Raw genomic sequence first — 24,770 nt, 5'->3', positions numbered from 1 at the left:
ACGGTCAAACGATCGTTAAAGAAGAAGAGAGGTAGACGAAAGAAGTCTACAACTAGGGTGGTACCGCGATAAACATCGTCCCTACTGAGCGCTCAGTAGGGACTTTTTTGTACAAAAAAATAGTAAAGGGGCAAGAGAAATGAGATACATTACAGCTGGAGAATCACATGGACCGCAGTTAACAGTTATTTTAGAAGGTGTACCAGCAGGTTTGACACTTACGGCGGAACATATTAATAAAGAATTATTAAGAAGACAAAAAGGTCATGGACGCGGAAGACGTATGCAAATTGAAACAGATACAGTTGAAATTGTAAGTGGTGTTCGTCACGGGATGACACTTGGATCACCGATTACGTTAATTGTAAAAAATGATGATTTCAAACATTGGACGAAAGTAATGGGTGCAGAGCCAATTTCTGAAAAAGAAAGTAAGGACATGAAACGTACAATTACAAAACCACGTCCAGGACATGCGGATTTAAATGGAGCAATTAAATATGGTCATCGTGATATAAGAAACGTATTAGAGCGCTCATCTGCAAGAGAAACGACAGTTCGTGTAGCTGCTGGTGCAGTTGCAAAACAAATTTTAAGCGAATTAGGCGTGGAAATTGCAGGACATGTTCTTGAAATTGGTGGAGTAAAAGCAAAACATATTTCAAACTTACCGATTGAAGAAATCCAAACGATAACTGAAAACTCACCAGTTCGATGTTTAGATAAAGAAGTAGAGCAAGAAATGATGGATGCGATTGACAACGCAAAAAGTAGCGGAGATTCAATCGGTGGTATTGTGGAAGTCATTGCAGAAGGTATGCCGATTGGCGTCGGTAGTTACGTCCATTACGATCGTAAATTAGATGCAAAACTTGCTGGTGCAATTATGAGTATAAATGCATTTAAAGGTGCTGAAATCGGCGTAGGTTTTGAAGCGGCACGACAACCAGGAAGCAAAGTGCATGATGAAATTCTGTGGGATGAAGAAAAAGGATACACGAGAAGAACGAATAATGCCGGCGGTTTAGAAGGCGGTATGACAACAGGTATGCCAATTATCGTAAGAGGCGTGATGAAGCCAATTCCTACTTTATACAAACCGTTAGCAAGCGTTGATATTGATACGAAAGAAGCATTCCAAGCGAGTATTGAAAGATCTGATAGTTGCGCAGTACCAGCGGCGGGTGTAGTAGCTGAATCTGTTGTGGCATGGGAACTTGCAGATGCACTAGTCGAACAATTCGGAAAAGATCGTATGGAATTATTAAAACAAAACATTATGAAACACAATAACTACGCAAAAGAATTTTAATAAAAAGGTGGGTTTAACGTGCAAGTAAAAGATCAACTATCATCATTACAACCATATAAACCAGGTAAATCACCAGAACAAATGAAAGAAGTGTACGGAGATCATTCGTTTGTGAAATTAGCATCGAATGAAAATCCATTCGGCTGTTCGCCACGTGTTTTAGATGAGCTGCAAAAATCGTGGTTGGAACATGCTTTATATCCTGACGGAGGTGCTACAACGCTCCGTCAAACAATTGCAGATAAGTTGCATGTGCAAATGGAACAAGTACTTTGTGGTAGTGGTTTAGATGAAATCATTCAAATAATAAGCCGCGCCGTATTACGAGCGGGAGATAACATTGTAACAGCAGGTGCAACATTCCCACAGTATCGTCATCATGCCATTATAGAAGGTTGCGAAGTGAAGGAAATTGCGTTAAATAACGGTGTATACGACTTAGAAGAAATTTCTTCAGTAGTAGATAACGATACAAAAATTGTATGGATTTGTAACCCGAACAATCCAACAGGCACATATGTGAATGACCGAAAATTGACTCAATTCATTGAAGGTATTAGTGAAAATACGTTAATTGTCATTGATGAAGCGTACTATGAATACGTAACAGCAAAAGATTTCCCTGAGACATTACCGCTTTTAGAAAAACATAAAAACATTCTTGTACTTAGAACGTTTTCTAAAGCATACGGATTAGCTTCTTTCCGCGTTGGATATGCGATCGGACAGGAAGAGCTAATTGAGAAATTAAATGTCGTACGTTTACCATTTAACGTATCTTCATTAGCGCAAAAAGCAGCTACGATTGCTTTTGGTGATAACGAGTTTATTGAAGAAATAGTTCGTGTGAATACAGAGGGATTACAACAATACGAAAGCTTTTGTAAGGAAAATGAAATTCCATTTTATCCATCGCAAACAAATTTCATCTTCTTGCCAGTTGAGAATGCAGGAGAGATTTATGAAGCTTGTGCACATGCAGGGTTTATTATTCGTCCATTCCCAAATGGTGTCCGTATTACAGTTGGAACAAGGGAGCAAAATGAAGGGGTGATTTCAGTGTTACAACAACACTTTGAAAATAAAAAAAGAAAGTCTCGAGATGAGGAAAATGCGTAAAAAGGTAGTATTAATTGGAACTGGTTTAATCGGAGGCTCTCTCGCATTAGCAATTAAGAAAGAGCACGATGTAACGATAACAGGTTATGATATATTTCAAGAACAAGTAGAGCGTGCAAAAGAATTACATGTAGTAGATGAAATAGCAATTAATTTACAGCATGCATGTGAAGAGGCACATTTAATTATTTTTGCTTCTCCAGTTGAAGAAACGAAGAAGCTATTACACAAACTTGCGTCATTCCGTTTACGAGAAGATGTTATAGTGACTGATGTTGGTAGTACAAAAGGCACGATTATGAATGAAGCAGAAACTTTATTTTCAAAGGAAGTATCTTTCATTGGTGGACATCCAATGGCAGGTTCTCATAAAACGGGAGTTGAAAGTGCAAAAGCGCATTTATTTGAAAATGCATTTTACATTTTAACACCTATGCATCATGTGCCAAATGAACAAGTGGAAGAGTTAAAAGATTGGTTAAAAGGAACGGGATCACATTTCCTTGTTTTAAATACAGAAGAACATGACTATGTAACAGGGATCGTTAGTCATTTCCCGCACCTTATCGCAGCAGGTTTAGTGAAGCAAGTAGAGAAACATGCAGGAGATAATCCGCTCATTCATCAGCTAGCTGCTGGAGGGTTTAAAGACATTACACGTATCGCATCTAGTAGTCCGAAAATGTGGAGTGATATTGTAAAGCAAAATCGAGAGCATTTAATGGTATTATTAAAAGAGTGGATCTCTGAAATGGAAGATTTATATAAAACAGTTTCTACCGGAGATGCAGGCGAGATTCAAAACTATTTTGCAGATGCGAAAGAATACCGTGATTCTTTACCAGTAAGAAAGAGAGGGGCAATTCCTGCCTATCACGACTTATACGTCGATGTATTAGATAAGGTGGGGGCATTGGCTCATATTACGAGTATTTTAGCGCGCGAGGAAATTAGTATTACGAACTTGCAAATATTAGAAGCGCGTGAAGGACTGCTTGGGGTATTACGTATTAGCTTCCAAAGGGAAGAAGATCGTATGAAAGCAAAGCTAGCGCTTGGAGAAGAAGAATACCAAACTTATGAAACAATTTAAATGAGAAGGTGAAAAACGTGAAAGAAAGAACAATACAACCTGTTAATAACGGATTGAATGGCAATATTACAATCCCAGGTGATAAATCCATTTCACACCGTGCTGTTATGTTCGGTTCTATTGCAGAAGGGAAAACAACAATTAAAGGTTTCTTGCCCGGTGCAGACTGTTTAAGTACGATTTCATGTTTTAAAGAAATGGGAGTAGAAATTACGCAAAACGGTGATGAGGTTACTGTAGTTGGTAAAGGATTAGAAGGTTTACAAGAACCGAAAGCTGTATTAGATGTTGGTAATTCTGGTACAACAATCCGATTAATGTCAGGTATACTAGCTAACACACCATTTTTCTCTTGCGTACAAGGTGATGAATCTATCGCAAAAAGACCGATGAAGCGTGTAACAAACCCATTAAAACAAATGGGCGCAAACATAGACGGCCGAGAAGAAGGAACATTTACACCGTTAACAATACGTGGTGGAGATTTAAAAGCAATTGAATATATTTCTCCTGTTGCAAGTGCACAAGTAAAGTCAGCTATTTTACTTGCAGGTCTTCGTGCAGAAGGTGTAACAGCTGTTACAGAACCACATATTTCCCGCGACCATACGGAAAGAATGCTTGAAGCATTTGGTGTTAAAGTAACTCGCGAAGGGAAAACAGTGAAGCTGTCAGGTGGACAAAAATTAACAGCAACAGACATTCAAGTGCCAGGTGACGTATCATCAGCAGCATTTTTCTTAGTAGCAGGTGCAATCATCCCAAATAGTAAACTAGTATTACAAAATGTAGGGATGAATCCAACCCGTACCGGTATTATTGATGTTTTAGAAAAAATGGGTGCTACGTTCACTGTAGATCTAATTAACGAAGGGGCATCGGAACCAGCTGCAAATATTACAATCGAAACATCTTCATTAAAAGGAATTGAAATTGGCGGAGATATTATCCCTAGATTAATCGATGAGATTCCTGTAATCGCATTAGCGGCAACGCAAGCAGAAGGAATTACAGTAATTAAAGATGCACACGAATTAAAAGTAAAAGAAACAAACCGTATTGATACAGTCGTTGCTGAATTAACGAAACTAGGAGCTCGCATAGAAGCAACTGATGACGGTATGATCATTTACGGAAAATCAGCTCTAAAAGGCAATACAGTAAATAGTTATGGTGATCACCGTATCGGAATGATGCTTGCAATTGCTGGTTGCCTGGCAGAAGGAAAAACAATTATTGAAGATGCAGAAGCAGTAGGTGTATCATATCCTACATTCTTTGACGAACTTCAAAAATTAGATAAATAAAAAGGATGGAAAGCAGATACGTGATGTATCTGCTTTTTTTGTTAAAACGTCCTTGTAGTTTCACTTACCGAACTATAATAGTAAGAATTATGATACAATTCAAACAGGGAATGGAGGAGAATTATATGAATGTCATACAATTAAAAGAAGATAAGTTCAGAGAAGCATTACGTTTATCAGAATACGCTTTTCAATATAAAGTAGATGAGGAACGATTACAGCAGCAACTTACAAAGATGAAGGAAAGTCATGAAGTATACGGTATTATGGAAGGTGAGGACTTAGCTGCAAAACTACACCTCATCCCGTTTCATATTTACATAGGTAAAGAAAAATTTAAAATGGGTGGCGTTGCAGGAGTAGCGACGTATCCAGAGTACAGAAGAAGTGGGTATGTAAAAGAGCTACTTCAACATTCACTTCAAACAATGAAAAAAGATGGCTTTACAGTCTCTATGTTACACCCATTTGCTGTTACATTTTACCGTAAATACGGCTGGGAACTTTGTGCGAATCTTCTCGTATGTCATTTGACAAAGAGTGATTTAGTTATGAAAAAACAAGTGAATGGTACTGTGAAACGTTTCAATAAAGAAAATCACCCAGAAGAGGTCGAGAAGCTTTATGAAACATTTGCAGAACATTTTTCTGGTATGCTAGTTCGCAATGAAAAATGGTGGTTACAAGCTGTTTATGAGGATTTAACATTAGCAATTTATTACGATGAAAATAAAAGTGCAGCCGGCTATATGTTATATAAAATAGAAAACTATAAAATGACAGTAGATGAATTTGTTCCACTGCATAATGAAGCACGAAATGGTCTATGGAATTTTATTTGCCAGCATGATTCTATGATTAAAGAGCTTGAAATGACAGTAAGTGAAAACGAACAGTTGTTATATACATTGCAAGAACCACGTGTGAAAACAGAAATAAAACCATATTTTATGGGAAGAATTGTAGATGTAGAGCAGTTCTTAAAACAGTATGAGTTAAACTGGAACAATGTACAACAAGAAGTCATTTTACATATTACAGATTCATTTGCACCGTGGAATAATGTATCGGTGAGACTTGCAAATTATGAAATAGCAATTATAGAAGAACCAATGGATAAAGGGATCAAGCTAGATATAAATGCACTATCTACAATACTGCTTGGATACAAACGCCCATTAGAACTAAATGAATTAGAATTAATTAGCGGAAGCGAAGAGGAAATACGGGCATTTGAGAATGTAGTACCAGTGCGCAAGCCGTTTATTTATGATTTCTTTTAATTTGCATATAAGATGGAGTTGTTTCGAACAAAATTTTGGGATAGCTCCATCTCATTGTATTAATTTTTGTCGGTAAGTTGATATATCCTGAAAATCGCTGATATAATTTTATTCACATACAAGAGAATAGAATCGCAACTATACGTTGTCACGCACTTGACTTTTATTCCCTGTAATTTATAATTAAAAACGGAATGAATTTTCATTCCTGAAAATAGAGGTGGAAAAAATGGCTAAAAACAAACAAGAGGATATTTTTGATGCTGCGATGCAACTTTTTGCAGAGCGTGGTTACGATGGTACGACAATTCCAATGATCGCTGAAAAAGCAAATGTCGGTGCGGGTACTATTTATCGCTATTTTGAAAATAAAGAGGCGCTTGTTAACTCATTATTTTCAAAAAGTATGTTACAGCTTTCTGAAATGATAAAAACGGATTTTCCTGTTGAAGCAAATATTCGTGAACAGTTTAGTCATACGTATAACCGTTTATTTGAATTTGCGAGAAACAATGTGGATGCTTTTTTATTTACAAATTCTCACTGTGATAGTTATTTTCTTGATGAGCAGAGTAAGAAAATATTTGACGATTTTATAGGCTTCTTTATGAATATTATTGAAGATGGAATCGCAAAAGGTTTGCTTCGTCCATTGCCTCCAGTTGCTTTAATTATTATTGTATATCAACCGTTAGAAAAATTAACGAAAGTAATTGCAACAGGGCAATTAGAATACTCGAAAGAGTTAGTAAAAGAATTGGAAGAAAGCTCTTGGAACGCTATTAGAATCATTTGATTCTATAGCTTTATAAGGACAGGAATGAATATTCATTCCTAAATAGAATTAAAAAATGAGAGTAGGAGAGGGTATTTGTGCAACTAAAGGAATGAATATTCATTCCGGAAAGACTAGTTTAATAGAGTTTACAAAATAATGTAATAGAATAATAGGAATGAATATTCATTCCGTAACTAACGTAAATTTTAATCGCGGGAGATGATGCAAATGAGCAAGCTGAAAAATTGGAGAAGTTTATCTTTTCTATTATGGATAGTTATTACCATTACAATGATCGTAACGATGCCTAATATGGATAAATTAGTGAAAGAAAAAGGGCACATTACGATTCCTAATACAGAACAAAGTAGTATTGCTGACAAAATGATAAAAGAAATGGATAAAGACGGGACAGAAAAGTATGACATTATAGTTGTTTTTAATAGTGACAGTAAAACAGCTTTAACGACTGAGCAAAAAGAGGAAATAATAAAAACAATCAACGCTTTGCAAAATGAAAAAGAACAATTAGGAATTAAAGAAGTTGTTTCACATTTAGATAATAAAGAATTAGAGAAACAATTAGTTTCTAAAGATAATACGACTATTTTAACGCAAATATCGATAGATAAAAAGCATGGTGAAATATCGAAAGTTACAAATAACCTTCATAATAAAGTGAAAACGAAAGGGGTAACAACGTACTTAACAGGAAGTGATTTAATAGCAGGAGATTTCCTTACATCTTCTCAAGAGGGAGTGAAAAAGACTGAAGTTATTTCAATCATTTTCATTCTTGTAATATTAATCATTGTATTCCGTTCACCTATTGTTCCAATTGTTTCTCTTCTTACTGTTGGGGTATCATATTTAGTTTCAATGGGGATTATTGCTCATTTAGTAGATCAATTTAATTTTCCATTTTCTAACTTTACACAAGTGTTTGTCGTTGTTGTCCTGTTTGGGGTTGGAACAGACTATAACATTTTATTATTTACGAGATTTAAAGAAGAATTAAGTAAACAAGAAAACGCATTTTTGGCTACGAAAGAAACATTTAAATCGGCAGGGAAAACCGTTTTATATAGCGGGATAGCAGTACTAATTGGTTTTGCATCTCTTGCTTTAGCGAGTTTTAAACTATATCAATCTACTTCAGCGGTAGCAATTGGTGTCGCAGTTTTATTACTAGTATTAACTACGTTAAATCCGTTTTTTATGGTGCTTTTAGGAAAAGGGATGTTTTATCCCGTTAAAACATTTAAAGGTCATGAAGACAGTCGTCTATGGGGATTCTTTGCGAAAAACTCAGTAGTGAGACCATTTGTAGCTTTAATTATTGTATTCGTGATATCAATTCCTTTCATATTAAAGTATTCTAATACACTTAATTACAACGATTTATTTGAAGTAGACAATAAATATGAGTCGAAAATGGGGATTAACGTAATAGAAGAACATTTTCCACCTGGTTTTTCTTCACCAAGTACGTTAGTCATTCAATCGAATAACAAGTTAGATGAGGCGAGTTCGCTTCAAACTTTAGATGAACTAACTGATAAGATTTTGAAAGTAAAAGGTGTTTCAGAAGTATATTCACCGACACGTCCAACTGGTGATAGGATTAAAGAACTATATATAAATAAACAAGCGGGTGAACTAAATACAGGTTTAGGAGATGCCAATGGTGGTATAAAGGAAATTAATGATGGATTAACTACTGCGAAAGATAAGATGGGTAATAAGGACTCAAATAGTCTTGCGAACGTTCAAAAGTTAATTGATGGAACAAATGAAGCGAAAAGTGGTGTATCAGCATTAGGAACAGCTTTAAATCAACTATCCAATGGCATAAATGACGGAGCACAAGGTGCGCGGCAAATTGAGAGTGGGTTAACTTCAGTAAATGAAAATATAAGTGTATTATCTCAAGCAACTTCACAACTTCATGCTGGCTATACACAGTTAGAAAAAGGTTTAAGTTCTTACGATCAATACTTCGGAAGTATTTCTCAAGCGATTGACGGTGCGAAGAAAGGTTATGAACAAATTGAAATGTTAATGACCAATTTCATTCAAACGAAACCAGAATTAGCAAATGATCCTAACATTCTGCAGACGATAGGAATTGCTAAAGAGGCTCAAAAGCAATTAGGTGGGCTTTCAAATGAATTAAATAAATTGAAAGCGCAGCATAATGCGGCGATGGGATCATTTAAAGAAGCGAATCAATCGTTATTGAAAGTGGATAATGGCTTAAAAGAAATGAACAATGGAGTTACTAAGTTACAAAAAGGAGCAGCTGATCTTAAAAATGGATTAAATGAAGGTGCTTCAGGTTCAAAACAAATTGCGAACAAGTCATCTGAGTTACAAACCGGATTAACGAAAATAAACGATGGGCAAGGTCAGCTATTAACCGGACTGAAAGACTTGCAAGAACAGATGGGTCAATTACAATCCGGACTAACTAAAAGTACAGAAGGCCTTGAAAAGGTAAGTAATGGCCTAGGGGATGCTCAGAAATATTTAGGAGAACTGAACGAATCAAAAAGCTCTGAGAAATTCTATATTCCAAAAGAAGTTTTGGAGGGAGAAGATTTCCAAAAAGCTTTGAATACGTACATGTCACATGATAGAAAGACTGCTAAAATGACAATCATTTTAGACGTAAATCCGTATTCAAAAGAAGCGATGCCAATTATTCAAGAAATCAATAACACAATAGATGGTACTTTGAAGGGGTCGGAATTAAATCATGCGAAAACAGCAATCGGAGGAACGACAGCTAGAAACGTTGATTTAAAAGAAGTAACTGGGCAAGATTTCTTACGTACAGCTACAATTATGTTAATTGGAATCGCGATTGTATTAATTGTGATTACACGTTCATTATTAAACACCATCTTTATTATTGGATTGTTACTATTAGCTTACTTTGCATCATTAGGGATAAGTGAACAAATTAGTACGCATATTTTACATGTAGATTCATTAAGCTGGAATGTTCCATTCTTTAGTTTCATAATGATTGTCGCTTTAGGAGTGGATTATAGTATTTTTGTAATGATGAGATACAATGAGTTAGAAGGGGACCCAGCGACGAAAATTGTAACTGCTTCTCGTCATATCGGAGGAGTCGTATTATCAGCGGCACTTATTTTAGGTGGTACATTTGCTGCATTAATCCCTTCAGGTGTATTAACGCTTATACAAGTAGCATCCGTAGTTGGCGTTGCGTTGTTACTATTAGCTATCATTGTGATGCCAATATTGTTACCTGCTTTAATAGGTTTAACGAGTAAAATGAAGAGTTACAAAGAGAAAATAAGAAATAAGAAGAGACTGTAGGGAATGATTTCTCTACAGTTTTTTCGGTATATAATATTTCAGATGAAAATGAATCCGATGTATGACAGAATGAGCAGTGAAAGGTTATATGAGAAAGAGGTCGATGATATACATACAATAGCTAGGGGAATGGACAAAAACTATCCGATTTCATTGTAGAAAGGTAATCAACCGTTGCTATTCATCCAGCTTCTACTATATAATAGCTATAGTCTACAATAATTGAGTCGTAATATGCGATTTTTTAAGACAATCGGTGAGAAAACGCTGAAATAAGCGGTATTAGTAGGAGGACACAAATGATTACAGTAAGTAACGTTAGTTTGCGTTTCGCGGATCGCAAATTATTTGAAGATGTTAACATAAAATTCACGCCAGGTAACTGCTACGGTTTAATCGGAGCAAACGGTGCTGGTAAATCTACATTTCTAAAGATTTTATCTGGGGAAATTGAACCATCAACAGGTGACATACATATTACGCCAGGTGAGCGTCTAGCAGTATTAAAACAGAACCATTTCGAATATGAAGAGTTCCCAGTATTAGAAACAGTAATTATGGGTCACACGCAACTTTACAAAGTAATGCAAGAGAAAAATGCTATTTACATGAAAGAAGACTTTAGTGATGAAGATGGTATGCGTGCTGCTGAACTTGAAGGTGAGTTCGCTGAGCTTAACGGTTGGGAAGCTGAGTCAGAAGCTGCAATCCTTCTTAAAGGTTTAGGTATTGGTGAAGATCTTCATGATAAGAAATTGTCAGAATTAACTGGGGCAGAGAAAGTAAAAGTATTACTTGCTCAAGCTTTATTCGGTCAACCTGACATTCTATTATTAGATGAGCCTACCAACCACTTGGACTTAAAAGCGATTCAATGGTTAGAAAACTTCTTAATGAACTTTGAAAACACAGTTATCGTAGTATCCCATGACCGTCACTTCTTAAATAAAGTATGTACGCACATGGCTGACCTTGATTTCGGTAAAATTCAACTTTATGTTGGTAACTATGACTTCTGGTATGAGTCAAGCCAATTAGCTTTAAAATTAACACAAGATGCTAATAAGAAAAAAGAAGAGAAAGTAAAAGAGTTACAAAACTTCATTGCACGCTTTAGTTCAAACGCTTCTAAAGCGAAACAAGCAACTTCTCGTAAAAAATTATTAGACAAAATTACATTAGATGATATTAGACCGTCATCACGTCGTTACCCATTCGTTGGCTTCACACCTGAGCGTGAAGTAGGAAATGACTTATTAACTGTTGAAGGTCTTTCTAAAACAATTGATGGTGAAAAAGTGTTAGATAATGTGTACTTCACTTTAAATAAAGGTGATAAAGTTGCATTTATCGGCCGTAACGATATTGCGATGACAACATTATTTAAAATTCTTATGGGTGAAATGGAGCCGGATAGCGGTTCATTCAAATGGGGTGTTACAACCTCTCAGTCTTACTTCCCAAGAGATAACTCTAAGTACTTTGAGAATAGTGATTACAACTTAGTTGAATGGTTACGTCAATTTTCTCCACAAGATGAGTCTGAAAGCTTCTTACGTGGTTTCTTAGGCCGTATGTTATTCTCAGGTGAAGAAGTTAAAAAGAACGTTTCTGTATTATCTGGAGGCGAAAAAGTTCGTTGTATGTTATCTAAAATGATGTTAAGTGGTGCGAACGTAATCACACTTGACGATCCAACGAACCACTTAGACCTTGAGTCAATCACAGCATTAAACAACGGTTTAATTGCATTCAAAGGTACAATCTTATTCACATCTCATGACCATCAGTTCGTGCAAACAATTGCAAACCGCATTATCGAAGTAACACCAAACGGTGTAATCGATAAAGAGGCTACTTATGATGAGTTCTTAGAAAATGAGGAACTTCAAAAACAAGTAGATGCAATGTACAAAGGTCAATAATATATAATGAAAAAACTCGCTCTTTTTAGAGCGAGTTTTTTTGTCGAGAAAACGTAACATCGCTGGTCGGTCAAATGAATAATTATTCAAATATAATATTAATGAACAGGAGAATTTTTTCATGTATGAAGGGATGTAATGACTTTAAGATTTAAAGAGTTAGTTGAAGAAGGGAAATGTAAGTGGAGTAATATAATCAAATCGTATTATTTTGTCATGTGAAATATGTACCAAATTTGGAGATAGAATAGTTTGCGAATGAGTTTATAAAGGTATATAGTATGGGGTGTCATAATTAGGGGATGAATCTTGGGAGAAAACAGGAAATGTTACAAATTTATTTTGTTAAATAGAAACCAAGGTCAAAATGTCTAGAAAGAAATAGTTGAATAAATACTAGCTTCAAATTATAATTACTAATATTCTTCATATAGTTAAATAAAGATAATCTATTTGAAGAAGAAAATTTGAATAGAGAGACAGACTTATAAAAAAATAAGCCTTGGATGATCAAAAGAGGTGGAGAAATGAAACAGTTCTTATTAAAGAGCAAAAGTGTGTTAAGCAATCATTTTGGATTCTTTCTGTTTGCCGTTATTTTATTGTGGCTCAAAACATATGCAGCTTATGTAACGGAATTCAATTTAGGAATTTCAAACACAATTCAAAAATTCTTGCTGTTTTTTAACCCGCTTAGTTCAGCAGTTCTATTTTTAGGACTTGCATTATTTGCAAAAGGGAAACGATCTTATATTTGGTTAATTATCATTAATTTGTTATTGTCGATTCTTTTATACGCAAACGTAGTATACTATCGCTTTTTCAGTGACTTTATTACGTTCCCGACATTAACACAAACGAATAACTTTGGAGATTTAGGTGGTAGTATTCTTGCGTTGCTACATCTTTATGATCCATTATACTTCTTAGACACGATTATATTAATTGTGTTAGTCGCAACAAAATTTGCAAATCCAAAACCAATTCGTGTTGCGAAGCATAAATTATCTCTAGTATTTGTAGCAGGTATTTTATTATTCAGTGTTAACTTAGGTCTTGCAGAGTCTGACCGTCCTGAATTATTAACAAGAACGTTTGACCGTAATTATATTGTGAAATATTTAGGTGCATACAACTACACAATTTATGATGGAATTCAAAGTGCGAAAGCATCGACAGAACGAGCATTAGCTGATGGCGATAATATGACAGAAGTACGAAATTATTTAACATCAACTTATGCAAGTCCAAATCCTGAGTATTTCGGTAAAGGAAAGGGAATGAACGTAATTTACATTCATTTAGAGTCATTCCAAAACTTCTTAATTGATTACAAATTAAATGGTCAAGAAGTTACACCGTTCTTAAACTCATTTACAAAAGATGCGAATACACTTTATTTTGATAACTTCTTCCATCAAACAGGACAAGGGAAAACATCTGATGCGGAGTTTATGTTAGAGAATTCAATGTTTGGTTTACCGCAAGGTTCTGTCTTTACAACGAAATCTCATAATACGTATCAATCAGCACCAGCTATTTTAGGACAACAAGGATACACATCAGCAGTATTCCACGGTAACTACAAAACATTCTGGAACCGTGACGATATTTATAAATCATTTGGTTTTAATAAATTCTTTGATGCGTCATACTACGATATGAATGAAAAAGACGTAGTAAACTACGGGTTAAAAGATAAACCGTTCTTTAATGAATCTATTCCGTTATTACAAACGTTGAAACAACCGTTCTATACGAAGTTTATTACGTTATCGAACCATTTCCCTTATCCAATCGATAAGGCAGAAGCAACGATTGAACCAGCAACAACAGGTGATTCATCAGTAGATACGTACTTCCAAACAGCACGCTATTTAGATGAATCTGTAAAAGGCTTCATCGATTACTTGAAACAATCTGGTTTATATGATAACTCAATTATTGTTATGTACGGAGACCATTACGGTATTTCAGATAATCATAACGCAGCAATGTCAAAAGTAATGGGTAAAGAAATGAACTCATTTGAAAATGCACAGTTACAACGTGTACCATTAATCGTTCGTGTACCAGGAGTGAAAGGTGGCGTACAACATCAATACGGTGGTGAAATTGACGTTCTTCCAACGCTATTACACTTACTAGGTACAGATACAAAGAATTATGTTCAATTCGGTTCTGATTTATTATCACCAGATCATAAACAAGTCGTTGCGTTCCGTAACGGTAACTACGTAAGCCCAACAGTTACTGCACTAAACGGCAAATACTATGATACAACTACTGGAAAACCTGTAGAATTTACAGATGAAATAAAGAAAAATGAACAAATGGTTCAAAACTCACTAAAATACTCTGACCAAGTCGTGAATGGTGACTTATTACGATTCTACACACCGGAAGGATTCACTCCAGTAGATCGTTCGAAGTATAACTATAACAACCGCGATAAAAACAAAACGAAGGTAAAAACGACTCCGGAAGGGGAAGCTAAATAAATAATAAAAGGCGCTATTCATATGAATAGCGCCTTTTATTTGTAAATATACCATCATTATGAGACAGAACCAGCTGTTGCTTTTTGTTTAGCCTTTCCGAAGAAAACTACACCGATGATGATAATAATGATAAATGCCCATTTAACGAAAGGGTTACTTTCGAAAAATCCAGCGAACCATTTCTCATCTACAATCATTTTCGCGGCAGTATAAGCTAAAACGGCTGCTCCAATCGTAATGATGACAGGAAAACGATCTACCCATTTTAAAATCAATGTACTGCCCCATACGACTACTGGAATAGACACTAATAATCCGATGATTACTAAAGAAAAGTTACCATGGGCAGCTCCTGCAACAGCGAGTACATTATCGATGCCCATTAACGCATCAGCAATAATAATGGTTTTAATAGCAGACCAAAATCCTTCTTCGGCCTTAATATCATGATCTTTGCCTTCAGCAATTAATTTATAAGCAATCCATATAAGGAGTACACCACCAATTAGAAGTAGCCCTGGTATTTTTAACAACCAAACAACAACTAAGGTAGCGAGGGCTCTAATCGCGATTGCCCCGATAGTTCCCCATATAATAACTTTCTTTTGCTGATCTTTCGGTAATCTTCTTGCTGCTAATCCAATTACAATGGCATTATCACCGGCTAACACTAAATCAATTACAATGATGGCAAGTAGGGCGGACAAATATTCGGCTGAAAGAAAATCCATATACACATCACTCCTTAAGAGTAATATGTGCTAAAGTGTTGATAATATAAAAAATAGGATTGAATTTGTATATTCAATCCATAATTTCTTACTGTATTTTGATATATGTTTTAATTTCGTATAAGTCGCTTTTGTATTCTTTTTTGTTTATCGTTTCGCTTTCTTAATTTTCGATTCATCTTTTTAATGCGGTTTTCTTTTCTATTATCCCAGTTATCACTTCGGATTTTACTAATAGACTTATCTGTCTTAGCACGAAAACGTCTTACTTTTTTCACGAAGGAAAGGTGTATTTTGCCGATAACACCTTGTTTTTCTAACGAATCCTCTTTACCTAGACACCAATCAGGATGAGATAATAAATAGTCGAAATCAAATATTATCCCGTATTCTTTATCCATATATGTATACCATTCATCTAAAGTACACTTATTTTTTGTATGTAAATATGTTGATCCATCAGTCATAGCACAGCACCAATAGTCAAAATAGCTCCATAGTACCCATTCTTTCGGTACATCTAGTGTTAAAATTACCATTTTTGAATTTGTTCTACCCCAAGCTTTATGATTTCGATTTGGGTAATTATTTGCTTCCCAGACCCAAATAGGATAGTTACCTTCGTAATGAGGCAATCTTGTTTTAGCGACGCGCACCATCTAGTCATATGAATATACATCGTCTGGATCGATGAATTCTTTATTACCTTCTAAATAACCAAGTTTCTTAAATTGTTTCCATGCTTCTTCAGTTTGTACTGTATATACGATCATATGGCACCTACTTATTTAAACTAAATTATAGTATAACATGTGATTTTGAATTTTTATTGATATTAGAGAAGGGGGAGTTTGAGTCGAATATACGAGGAGTAATTCCCAAAATGATAAAAAGACTTGATTCCCAGCTAAAGGAAATCAAGTCTTTTCATTACATACGATTATCATGCCAGAAGTTTAATGGGAAGTGTTCGTTCTCATTATATGCTTCTAATTCATATCCTTTTTCTTTCAGTCCTTTAATAATTCCAGGAACTGCTTTTACTGATTGTGGATGAATATCATGCATAAGGATAACTTCTGTTGGATTTGTAGCACCATGTAACACGTTTTCTACAATTTTAGCAGATGCAGCATCAACTTGCATTTTGTTATATTTCCAGTCTAAAGAATCAATTGTCCAATCCCAAACTTTTAAGCCATTTTCTACAACTTTGTTGCGAAGAGCTTCGTTTAATCCTGGCATAGAGCCGTAAGATGGACGAGTTAATACTGGTGATTTACCTAACACACCAGCGATTAAGCCTTGGTCTTCCTTCATTTCATCTACGTAATGACCTTCAGTGTAAAGTTTCTTGTAGTTATGAGTCATACTGTGCATCCCAACGTAGTGACCTTCAGCATCTTCGCGTTTTACAAGATCAGGGAAAGCTTTTACGTTTGAACCAATTAGGAAGAATGTTGCTTTTGCATTTTCTTTCTTTAACATATCTAAAAGCTCAGCTGTGTATTTTCCAGGACCGTCATCAAATGTTAAATAAGCGACTTTTCTAACTTGCCCGTTATAATGTTTTGGAGCTTCTTTCGGAGCAAGAGATGTTTGAATCTCACTTACAAGTTGAACAGATTTTGCTTCATCCTCTGTACTAGCTAGAGCAGTATGTACTGATCCAAAAGCTACTTCGTATGTGAATAATACCCCCGCACAAACTAACATAGCCCTTTTTACTAAAGTTGTCATTCGAATTCCATTGTGCATAATTTTCCTTCTCTCTATAAAAGTTCTACTCTACTATATTAGCAATTATAGGTAGGGAAATGCAAAAAAACTTTTTTACAAGTGTAAAAAAGTTTACTCAAAAGTATGCAAGATTTTATATCAATTGCAGTTTTGAAAAATAGGATGAATTTAAACTTTATTATTTAAACTTTCAATCACCAAATCATACTTTCGTATCACTTCGTTTTCGTTCCAATTATTGATTCGAATATTTTTGTTTTTTATTAAAATATTGGTAAAGAAACAATTACATGAAAAAAGGAGTGGGAATATGGATAATTATATTTGCACTACATGTGGAGTACAGTATCCCGAAAATGAAGAAGCACCTTCTCGCTGTAAAATTTGTAATGAGGAAAGACAATATGTTAATCCAATTGGGCAGTCATGGACAACATTAGAAACGATGCAAAATAGCAATTTATACAAAAACGAAATAATAAAAGAAGAAAGCGATTTGTATAGCATTACTACTAAACCTAAATTTGCGATTGGACAAACAGCATTTTTAATACAAAGTAAAACTCTAAATGTTATGTGGGATTGCATTAGTTATTTAGATGATAAAACGATACAACGTATATATGATTTAGGTGGTATTCAAGCAATAGCACTTTCTCATCCACATTATTACTCTACACAAGTTAAATGGGCGGAAACATTCAATGTACCTATTTATATTCATGAAGATGATAAAGAGTGGGTGGTTCGTCCGAGTAAGCAAATTAAATTTTGGTCTGGGGAGCATCTGATATTATCGGAAGAACTTACATTGCATCGCTTAGGAGGCCATTTTAAGGGTGGAACTGTTATACATTGGAAAGACGGTAATGAAGGGAAAGGTATTTTGTTATCAGGTGATATTATACAAGTAGTTTCGGATCGAAAATGGGTAAGTTTTATGTATAGTTATCCCAATCTCATTCCATTACCAGCGAATAAAGTTAGAGATATGGCAGAGAAGGTAAAAGATATCCAATTTAGTCGACTATATAATGCATTTCATGGTGTGGTGGAAGATGCGAATAAAGCTGTACAAAGATCTGCTGATCGGTATATAAAGGCCCTGCAAGGAGAACTATTTCATACGTAATAGCTTGTAATTCATCTCTATATTTATATAACTAATTTTATATGAATTTTATACTAAAGTCCTATTGTTTATTAACTAATAGGTCTTTCAACTTAGGAAGTTCACACTAATGAGGGATGTTAAAGGGAATATATGTAACCTATACTAATTACTATAAAGCTTTGGAAAATGAAAAGGAGGAGATTTGCATGAAGAATTGGGTTCAATTTAGAATTGCAAGACCAACAGATAAATTTGAAGAAGTGATAAGTTTTTATGAAACAGGATTAGGTTTAAAACGTATAGGGGAATTTCACAATCATGAAGGATATGATGGGGTTATGTTTGGCTTACCAGATGAAGAGTATCATTTGGAGTTTACTACACATGTTAATGGAAGTCCATGTCCGGCACCGACAAAAGATAATTTACTAGTTTTTTATATGCCTATTAAAGATGAAATTGAAAAGATAGTGAATCGATTAAGTAATATGGGCTATCATGAGGTAGAACCTGAAAACCCGTATTGGATAGAGAAAGGAACCACAATAGAGGATCCAGACGGTTGGAGAATTGTGCTTATGAATGCATCTGAATAAGAAAACTATTTTCATATGAAATAGAGTGTAACAAAATGATTTAGACATAAATCCCTACAGTGTTTGTAGGGATTTTTATATAAGAAATTTTTATTGAGAGAGTTATTAAAATGTAGAAAGTATTTTGGCTAAGAACAAATGTAGTAAACATAATTTATGAAGGAGGTATAAAAGTATGATAGTAAACCATTTTGAAGCGTTTTCTAAACATGTTGGAAATACACATCTTATTAAAAGTTCTTTCGTAGTTTATATCTTATTCTACGCAAAATTGATACCATCAAAAAACTGTATGTTTAACATGTACAGTTTTTTGATGGTATAGCTGTGCAATGTTTAGAAATTTCACATACCGTATTTTAAAAATAAATATAGGAAAAACAAAAAGTAATGTAGAATATATCGTACATACATATATACAGTTAACATAAAAGATAAAGAGGTGGGTATATGTTACTTGAGGAAGTAATGCAGCAACTAGAGGAATATGGAACAGAACAAAATCGAAAAACGTATAAAAACCACGGAGCGAAAGAGCCGTTATTTGGAGTTAGTTTTGCGAATTTAAAATTGTTAAAAAAGAAGATAAAAAAAGATCACGATTTAGCAGTTGAATTGTGGGAAACGAAAAATATGGACGCAATGACATTAGCAACTTATATTTTAGACCCGAAAAAAATAACGACAGAACAGCTTAATAGTTGGATTCAGGATGTTGATTATTACTGTTTAATGGATGTTCTTATGACATCTATATGTACTTCGCCAATTGCAATAGAAAGAATGGAAGAGTGGACAAAGTCTAATGATGAATGGATTGGAAGAGCTGGCTGGTCTTTATTAGCAAATATAGCGATTAAAAATAAAACGTTACATGATGATTTCTTCTCTCCGTACTTAGAAGAGATTAAAGAAAATATACATAATGAAAAAAATAGAAAAAAAGAAGCGATGAATAGTGCTTTAATCGCAATAGGAATTCGTAATGAAGACTTAGAGCGACAAGCGATTGAAATTGCAAGTGAAATTGGAAAAATAGAGGTTGATCATGGTGCAACATCATGTAAAACACCAGATGCAGAAAGCTATATAAAAAAAGCGAGAGAAAGAGCTGAAAAAAAGAAAGTGAAATAAGAAAAGAGGATCGGTTATGAAACCAATTGAAGCAGCACAAAACATAATTACATTACAATTTCCGAATTGTGATGTAGCTTTACTCGGCGGAAGCGTTGCACGAGGAGAAGCGACGAAAACATCTGACCTTGACATTGTAATAGTCGATCAAAGTTTAACTTCTTGCTATAGAGAATCTTTCTATAGTAATGGATGGCCTGTTGAGGTGTTTGTTCATAATTTCGAAACATATAAAACCTTTTTCAAAATGGATTGTAATCGAGGGAGACCGTCGTTACCACAATTAGTTTCAGAAGGGATTGCCTTAAAAGGGGAACAGGAAATTGTTGAGAAATTAAAAAAAGAAGCGAATGATTTACTACATAAAGGACCGGCTAAATGGACCGAAGAAACGATTAAGCAGAAGCGATATTTTATTACGGATACTTTAGATGACTTTATTGGTGCAACAAAAAGAGAAGAAGAATTGTTTATCGCTAATTTATTAGCCGATTTAGTACATGAATATGTATTAAGAGTAAATGGTAAGTGGCTTGGGAGTTCAAAATGGTTTATTAGAGTGCTAAAAAGATATGATGAGCAATATGCAAACAAATTTGTAGCCGCTTTTGATCATTTTTATAAAACGGGAGGGAAAAATGAATTAATTCATTTTATAGAAAAGACGTTAGAACAGTATGGTGGGAGAGTGTTCGAAGGATTTTCTATTGGTAAATAAAGAGAGGAGAAAAAAATGAATGTACCATATGTTCAATTAAGAGAATTGACACTAGATGATGTAGAAGATCGCTATCAATGGTCATTAGATAGAGATGTAACAAAGCATTTAGTCGTATCAGATCAATATCCTCCGTTCACTCGTGGAGATACGAGAAACTGGATTGAAGCTTGTATAAGCCGGAAAAATGGTTATGAACAAAGGGCAATCGTTACTAAGACAGGTATACATATTGGATGGGTAGACCTTAAAAATTTTGATAAAACAAATAAAAATGCTGAACTAGGAATTGCGATTGGAAATAAAGACTATTGGGGGAAAGGATTTGGAATGGCAGCTCTAAACAGCATGTTACAAATAGGTTTTTCTCAGTTTGAATTGGAGAAAATTTGGTTACGTGTAGATGAAGATAATACAAAAGCTAAAAAGAGTTATGAAAGTGCCGGATTTGTATGCGAAGGGTTAATGAGAAATGATCGATTGAGACAGGGAAAGTTCATTCATCGCTATCGTTACAGTATATTAAAAGAAGAGTATGAATCAAAAAATAATAACCTATAAAAATATTATGTAAATTAAAAAGGGGAAAATAAAATGATTCGATTACTTACAAAAGCGGATGCAAAAAAATATTGGGAGTTGCGTTTACAAGCACTACAAGTAAATCCAGAAGCATTTATAACGACTTATGAAGAAGCAGTACGTCAAGAAAACCCTCTTGAACGAGTTGCTAGTAATCTTTCATCCAACAGTAGTTTTACATTTGGTGCTTTTAATAATGAAAATCGTTTAGTTGGGGTTGTTACTTTATTAACAGAAGAAAAAGACGCATATAAGCATAAAGGACATATCGTTGCAATGTATGTAGATACTGAAAATCGAAGAAGTGGTCTTGCACGTGATTTAATACGTAAAGCAATTGAAAGGGCAAAAGAGATGAAGCTAGAGCAATTGAATTTAGGGGTTGTGTCAACGAACCAGCCAAACGATTATATGAGTCAATGGGATTTAAAACATACGGAATTGAAAAAAGGGCTATAAAAATGAATGGTGTGTATAGTGATGATGAACATATGGTGTTGTTCTTTTAAGAGAGGAAGTTTTGTATGAAAAAGGCGAAACTGCGACAATAAGATGGGGAATATGGCATATAGCAGATCATAATCGGTATCATCAAGCCCATATAAGTCGATTGAAGAAATTATACAGAGAATATAAACTACATATTCTTTAATTTTTGAATGAACGAACGCCCCTAAATAATAATTAAAGGAGGCGTTTGTTTTTATTCGTTCGCTTTTCTTCCCAAGCTATCATTAAATTTTTATGATAATCTTTTGGTTTCTCAATAGAAAACCAGTAAATTGAATGTGCAATAGTTGGTAGCCATCTTTTATAGCGGATGCGTATATTTTCATGGTGAGTATAGTGGGCGAGATTAAAGTAGATTTTGACCCTTGAAAATTTTGACATGTAATGGCCTCGATTTCATACCAATGCACTTTATTCCCATGTAAATCTACTACAATTCCTTCATCATCCTAAAGTGAAATGTAAGTTTGAATGTAGATTTTTCATCGCGTATACTAAAATATATGTCATAGAGATAAAAAATTAAATACAAGGGGTTTTACAATGAAAGCAATTGTTATAGGGATACTGGCATCATTTTTCTTTGCCTTTACTTTTGTTTTAAACAGGGCAATGGACTTAGAAGGTGGAAGCTGGATTTGGAGTGCATCATTACGGTATTATTTTATGGTTCCAATGCTATTACTTATTGTTATGTATAGAGGGAACTTAAAGCAACTCTTTCAATATATGAAAAACAATCCGAAAGAATGGTTAGTGTGGAGTATCGTTGGATTTGGTCTCTTTTATGCACCGCTTAGTTTTGCTGGAGCGTTCGGACCAGGTTGGCTCGTTGCATCAACATGGCAAATTACAATCGTTGCAGGGATTTTGTTAACACCATTTTTTGCGGTGGATCCACTACATAAAAAACTTCCGTTGAAGGAATTAGTAATGTCGGGCATTATTTTATTCGGTGTCGTTCTCATGCAAGTAGAACATGCTTCTTCATTAGGTATTCGTGAAACCGTTTTATGTGTAGTTCCTGTACTTATTGCAGCATTTGCGTATCCTCTTGGAAATAGAAAAATGATGCAAGTTTGTAAAGGGGAATTAGATGTATTTCAGCGAGTACTCGGTATGACATTAGCAAGTTTACCATTTTGGTTTTTATTATCTGGTTACGAAGTATCAACAGGCGGATTACCGTCAAGTAGCCAAGTTTTTCAATGTTTTATTGTAGCAGTTAGCTCTGGGTTAATCGCGACAGTATTATTTTTCTTTGCAACAGATCTTGTGAAAGATGATCCGCAAAAATTAGCAACAGTGGAAGCGACGCAGTCTGGTGAAGTTTTATTTGCGCTAGTAGGAGAGTTGATCTGGTTATCTGCACCAATCCCATCATCATTATCTTGGATTGGTATGAGTCTCGTTATTATTGGAATGATACTTCATAGTTATGTGGCTGTCGTTGTAAAAAAAGAAGAAAAAATAACGGCGTAATGAGATTAGCTCTTTTTATTAAGAGCTAGTCTTTTTTCATAGAAAGGGATGAAAGTATGAATTTACAGTGTGTTAAACAAATTGAGAAAGATTCAATATTAAATGTGCTACAATATGCCGTCGGTCCAAATGAAATAAGCTTAAAGAAGGCAGTAATATTTTATCAAAGTAATAAAGGGACTTTGTACAAATATGAAGAAAAAGCTTGTCTAGGTATTGAAATAATCGGAGAAACTAAAGCACGCATATGTCATATAGCAGTGGCTCCAGATTATCGTCAAAAAGGAATTGCACTGCAAATGATTAAAGAAGTGGTAAGGATATATCAATTGACTTATATAGAAGCGGAGACAGACGATGGGGCGGTAGAATTTTATAAAAGAATTGGTTTTCAAGTTAAAAGTTTAGGAGAAAAATATCCAGGGATAGAAAGACTTCATTGTTACATGGAAAAATAGTATAAAATATGCATATGGAGTATAGTTTGAAAAAATAGGATGTACATTTTTCTTCATTTCAAAAAAACTCTCGCTCATCATTATCTACGATTTTAATAGAGTTTTGAGGCTTCAGTATAATAATATACATATTTTTGTAGTAATGAATATGATTAAGTTAAAAATTAAGAAAAATATGATAATATATTTATATAAAAGTTTAAATTTAAGTGGCTAGTGGGGGAACCAATATGAAAATGAATGAAATAGTAGCAAGTACACAATTTCCAAATACAATCGAAACAATAACAAAAGATTTAAAAGCATTAGGAGTCGAAAAAGGAATGACAATTATCGTTCATTCATCACTAAGTTCTATCGGGTGGATATCTGGTGGTGCCGTTGCTGTAGTAGAAGCATTAATGAAAGTTGTTACGGAAGAAGGAACGATAATAATGCCAACGCAATCTTCGGATTTGTCCGATCCGAAACATTGGTCAAGACCACCTGTACCGGAAGACTGGTGGCAAATTATCCGAGATAACGTCCCAGCATTTGATTCACGTATAACCCCAACAAGGGGAATGGGTGAAATAGTTGAATGTTTTCGTACATATCCGAATGTAGTACGTAGTAATCATCCGTTAGGAAGTTTTGCTGCATGGGGAAAACATGCAGTAGAAATAACAATGAACCATTCGTTATCAATGAGCTTTGGAGAAGAATCTCCATTAAGAAAAATATATGATTTAGACGGGTACGTATTATTAATTGGTGTTGGATATGATTCCAATACGTCTGTTCATTTATCCGAGGTGCGTTCTGGTGCATGTGAGTTAATACAAGTAGGAGCACCTATTATAGAAAACGGTGAAAGAGTGTGGAAAGAGTTTGTTGAAATGGATTACGAATCTGAGAAGTTTGTAGAAATTGGTGTGGAGTTTGAGCGAAAAGGAACTGTAAAAAATGGGAAGATAGGGAATGCAACGTGTCGTCTAATGAAACAGCGTGATATAGTTGACTTTGGAACAGAATGGTTTCGTAAGAAAAATTAGTA

The 24,770-nt window shown here is 34.7% G+C and carries 19 protein-coding genes, 3 pseudogenes and 1 other annotated feature (1 of these 23 cut by a window edge); of the genes and pseudogenes, 19 read left to right on the top strand and 3 right to left on the bottom strand.

Annotation, left to right across the window (positions count from 1 at the left end; all coding sequences use genetic code 11):
- Positions 1-86 (top strand) — a binding site (T-box leader); it begins 134 nt to the left of the window's first position.
- A gap of 53 nt (positions 87-139) precedes the next feature.
- The 9 genes from aroC (at position 140) to V7S45_RS14415 (ending at position 14,669) form a co-directional block, all read left to right on the top strand.
- Positions 140-1,312 (top strand): chorismate synthase, encoded by a 1,173-nt coding sequence (aroC, locus tag V7S45_RS14455; protein WP_025687151.1) that lies wholly within the window; start codon positions 140-142, stop codon positions 1,310-1,312.
- An 18-nt stretch (positions 1,313-1,330) separates the two neighbouring features.
- A complete protein-coding gene (hisC, locus tag V7S45_RS14450) occupies positions 1,331-2,431 on the top strand; it encodes a histidinol-phosphate transaminase (protein ID WP_025687152.1) in 1,101 nt (366 codons plus the stop codon).
- Positions 2,424-3,524, top strand: coding sequence for a prephenate dehydrogenase (gene tyrA / locus V7S45_RS14445; RefSeq protein ID WP_025687153.1), 1,101 nt, complete (start codon positions 2,424-2,426; stop codon positions 3,522-3,524). Before hisC ends, tyrA begins: the two co-directional genes overlap by 8 nt.
- Before the next feature lie 17 nt (positions 3,525-3,541).
- Complete coding sequence (gene aroA, locus V7S45_RS14440) at positions 3,542-4,831, top strand: 3-phosphoshikimate 1-carboxyvinyltransferase (protein WP_025687154.1); 1,290 nt, start codon at positions 3,542-3,544, stop codon at positions 4,829-4,831.
- A 125-nt stretch (positions 4,832-4,956) separates the two neighbouring features.
- A complete protein-coding gene (locus tag V7S45_RS14435; RefSeq protein ID WP_001100928.1) occupies positions 4,957-6,114 on the top strand; it encodes a GNAT family N-acetyltransferase in 1,158 nt (385 codons plus the stop codon).
- A 229-nt stretch (positions 6,115-6,343) separates the two neighbouring features.
- Positions 6,344-6,910, top strand: a complete 567-nt coding sequence (locus V7S45_RS14430; protein WP_001107309.1) for a TetR/AcrR family transcriptional regulator — start codon at positions 6,344-6,346, stop codon at positions 6,908-6,910.
- A gap of 210 nt (positions 6,911-7,120) precedes the next feature.
- Positions 7,121-10,243, top strand: a complete 3,123-nt coding sequence (locus V7S45_RS14425) for an MMPL family transporter (protein ID WP_025687156.1) — start codon at positions 7,121-7,123, stop codon at positions 10,241-10,243.
- 299 nt (positions 10,244-10,542) lie between these two features.
- A complete protein-coding gene (locus V7S45_RS14420; protein WP_000633864.1) occupies positions 10,543-12,168 on the top strand; it encodes an ATP-binding cassette domain-containing protein in 1,626 nt (541 codons plus the stop codon).
- A gap of 527 nt (positions 12,169-12,695) precedes the next feature.
- A complete protein-coding gene (locus V7S45_RS14415) occupies positions 12,696-14,669 on the top strand; it encodes an LTA synthase family protein (RefSeq protein WP_000808770.1) in 1,974 nt (657 codons plus the stop codon).
- A gap of 56 nt (positions 14,670-14,725) precedes the next feature.
- On the opposite strand, the gene V7S45_RS14410 is transcribed toward V7S45_RS14415, so the two are convergent.
- The 3 genes and pseudogenes from V7S45_RS14410 to V7S45_RS14400 all read right to left on the bottom strand — a co-directional run bounded on the left by V7S45_RS14410 (position 14,726) and on the right by V7S45_RS14400 (position 17,158).
- Positions 14,726-15,400, bottom strand: coding sequence for a TerC family protein (locus V7S45_RS14410; protein WP_000346930.1), 675 nt, complete (start codon positions 15,398-15,400; stop codon positions 14,726-14,728).
- 110 nt (positions 15,401-15,510) lie between these two features.
- A pseudogene (locus tag V7S45_RS14405) lies at positions 15,511-16,173 on the bottom strand (DUF3841 domain-containing protein).
- A 157-nt stretch (positions 16,174-16,330) separates the two neighbouring features.
- Positions 16,331-17,158, bottom strand: a complete 828-nt coding sequence (locus V7S45_RS14400; protein WP_000551452.1) for a peptidoglycan-N-acetylglucosamine deacetylase — start codon at positions 17,156-17,158, stop codon at positions 16,331-16,333.
- Between the two features lie 292 nt (positions 17,159-17,450).
- On the opposite strand from V7S45_RS14400, the gene V7S45_RS14395 reads away from it, so the two are divergent.
- From V7S45_RS14395 to V7S45_RS14350, 10 genes and pseudogenes are all read left to right on the top strand, one after another.
- Complete coding sequence (locus tag V7S45_RS14395; RefSeq protein WP_025687158.1) at positions 17,451-18,272, top strand: MBL fold metallo-hydrolase; 822 nt, start codon at positions 17,451-17,453, stop codon at positions 18,270-18,272.
- Between the two features lie 188 nt (positions 18,273-18,460).
- The gene (locus V7S45_RS14390) at positions 18,461-18,850 is read left to right on the top strand and encodes a VOC family protein (RefSeq protein ID WP_000800667.1); all 390 of its coding nucleotides are present in this window, start codon (positions 18,461-18,463) and stop codon (positions 18,848-18,850) included.
- A 450-nt stretch (positions 18,851-19,300) separates the two neighbouring features.
- Positions 19,301-19,984, top strand: a complete 684-nt coding sequence (locus tag V7S45_RS14385) for a DNA alkylation repair protein (protein ID WP_000923449.1) — start codon at positions 19,301-19,303, stop codon at positions 19,982-19,984.
- Between the two features lie 16 nt (positions 19,985-20,000).
- Positions 20,001-20,702 carry a nucleotidyltransferase domain-containing protein gene (locus tag V7S45_RS14380; protein WP_025686825.1) on the top strand — a complete coding sequence of 234 codons (702 nt, stop codon included), beginning with the start codon at positions 20,001-20,003 and terminating at the stop codon, positions 20,700-20,702.
- A gap of 15 nt (positions 20,703-20,717) precedes the next feature.
- Positions 20,718-21,263, top strand: coding sequence for a GNAT family protein (locus V7S45_RS14375; RefSeq protein WP_025686824.1), 546 nt, complete (start codon positions 20,718-20,720; stop codon positions 21,261-21,263).
- A 33-nt stretch (positions 21,264-21,296) separates the two neighbouring features.
- Positions 21,297-21,793 (top strand): annotated as a pseudogene (locus V7S45_RS14370) (GNAT family N-acetyltransferase).
- A gap of 5 nt (positions 21,794-21,798) precedes the next feature.
- Positions 21,799-21,936: pseudogene (locus V7S45_RS14365) on the top strand (DinB family protein); the annotation flags it as partial.
- Positions 21,937-22,337: 401 nt separating this feature from the next.
- Complete coding sequence (locus V7S45_RS14360) at positions 22,338-23,276, top strand: multidrug resistance efflux transporter family protein (protein ID WP_025686823.1); 939 nt, start codon at positions 22,338-22,340, stop codon at positions 23,274-23,276.
- Positions 23,277-23,332: 56 nt separating this feature from the next.
- Positions 23,333-23,734 carry a GNAT family N-acetyltransferase gene (locus V7S45_RS14355; RefSeq protein WP_001053116.1) on the top strand — a complete coding sequence of 134 codons (402 nt, stop codon included), beginning with the start codon at positions 23,333-23,335 and terminating at the stop codon, positions 23,732-23,734.
- A gap of 230 nt (positions 23,735-23,964) precedes the next feature.
- Entirely contained in the window at positions 23,965-24,768 is an 804-nt protein-coding gene (locus V7S45_RS14350) for an AAC(3) family N-acetyltransferase (RefSeq protein ID WP_000783346.1), read from the top strand.
- The last annotated feature ends 2 nt before the right edge of the window (positions 24,769-24,770 follow it).

Source organism: Bacillus sp. BR3(2024) (genome assembly GCF_039134555.1).
Classification (GTDB): Bacteria; Bacillota; Bacilli; order Bacillales; family Bacillaceae_G; genus Bacillus_A; species Bacillus_A cereus.
This window is presented reverse-complemented; position numbering and strand designations above follow the sequence as displayed.

Bases quoted from the DNA above. Each gene is read 5' to 3' on its own strand.
- aroC (WP_025687151.1), top strand. From the start codon at position 140: ATGAGATACATTACAGCTGGAGAATCACATGGACCGCAGTTAACAGTT.
- tyrA (WP_025687153.1), top strand. From the start codon at position 2,424: ATGCGTAAAAAGGTAGTATTAATTGGAACTGGTTTAATCGGAGGCTCT.
- V7S45_RS14435 (WP_001100928.1), top strand. From the start codon at position 4,957: ATGAATGTCATACAATTAAAAGAAGATAAGTTCAGAGAAGCATTACGT.
- V7S45_RS14430 (WP_001107309.1), top strand. From the start codon at position 6,344: ATGGCTAAAAACAAACAAGAGGATATTTTTGATGCTGCGATGCAACTT.
- V7S45_RS14425 (WP_025687156.1), top strand. From the start codon at position 7,121: ATGAGCAAGCTGAAAAATTGGAGAAGTTTATCTTTTCTATTATGGATA.
- V7S45_RS14420 (WP_000633864.1), top strand. From the start codon at position 10,543: ATGATTACAGTAAGTAACGTTAGTTTGCGTTTCGCGGATCGCAAATTA.
- V7S45_RS14415 (WP_000808770.1), top strand. From the start codon at position 12,696: ATGAAACAGTTCTTATTAAAGAGCAAAAGTGTGTTAAGCAATCATTTT.
- V7S45_RS14410 (WP_000346930.1), bottom strand. From the start codon at position 15,400: ATGGATTTTCTTTCAGCCGAATATTTGTCCGCCCTACTTGCCATCATT.
- V7S45_RS14400 (WP_000551452.1), bottom strand. From the start codon at position 17,158: ATGCACAATGGAATTCGAATGACAACTTTAGTAAAAAGGGCTATGTTA.
- V7S45_RS14395 (WP_025687158.1), top strand. From the start codon at position 17,451: ATGGATAATTATATTTGCACTACATGTGGAGTACAGTATCCCGAAAAT.
- V7S45_RS14390 (WP_000800667.1), top strand. From the start codon at position 18,461: ATGAAGAATTGGGTTCAATTTAGAATTGCAAGACCAACAGATAAATTT.
- V7S45_RS14385 (WP_000923449.1), top strand. From the start codon at position 19,301: ATGTTACTTGAGGAAGTAATGCAGCAACTAGAGGAATATGGAACAGAA.
- V7S45_RS14380 (WP_025686825.1), top strand. From the start codon at position 20,001: ATGAAACCAATTGAAGCAGCACAAAACATAATTACATTACAATTTCCG.
- V7S45_RS14375 (WP_025686824.1), top strand. From the start codon at position 20,718: ATGAATGTACCATATGTTCAATTAAGAGAATTGACACTAGATGATGTA.
- V7S45_RS14360 (WP_025686823.1), top strand. From the start codon at position 22,338: ATGAAAGCAATTGTTATAGGGATACTGGCATCATTTTTCTTTGCCTTT.
- V7S45_RS14355 (WP_001053116.1), top strand. From the start codon at position 23,333: ATGAATTTACAGTGTGTTAAACAAATTGAGAAAGATTCAATATTAAAT.
- V7S45_RS14350 (WP_000783346.1), top strand. From the start codon at position 23,965: ATGAAAATGAATGAAATAGTAGCAAGTACACAATTTCCAAATACAATC.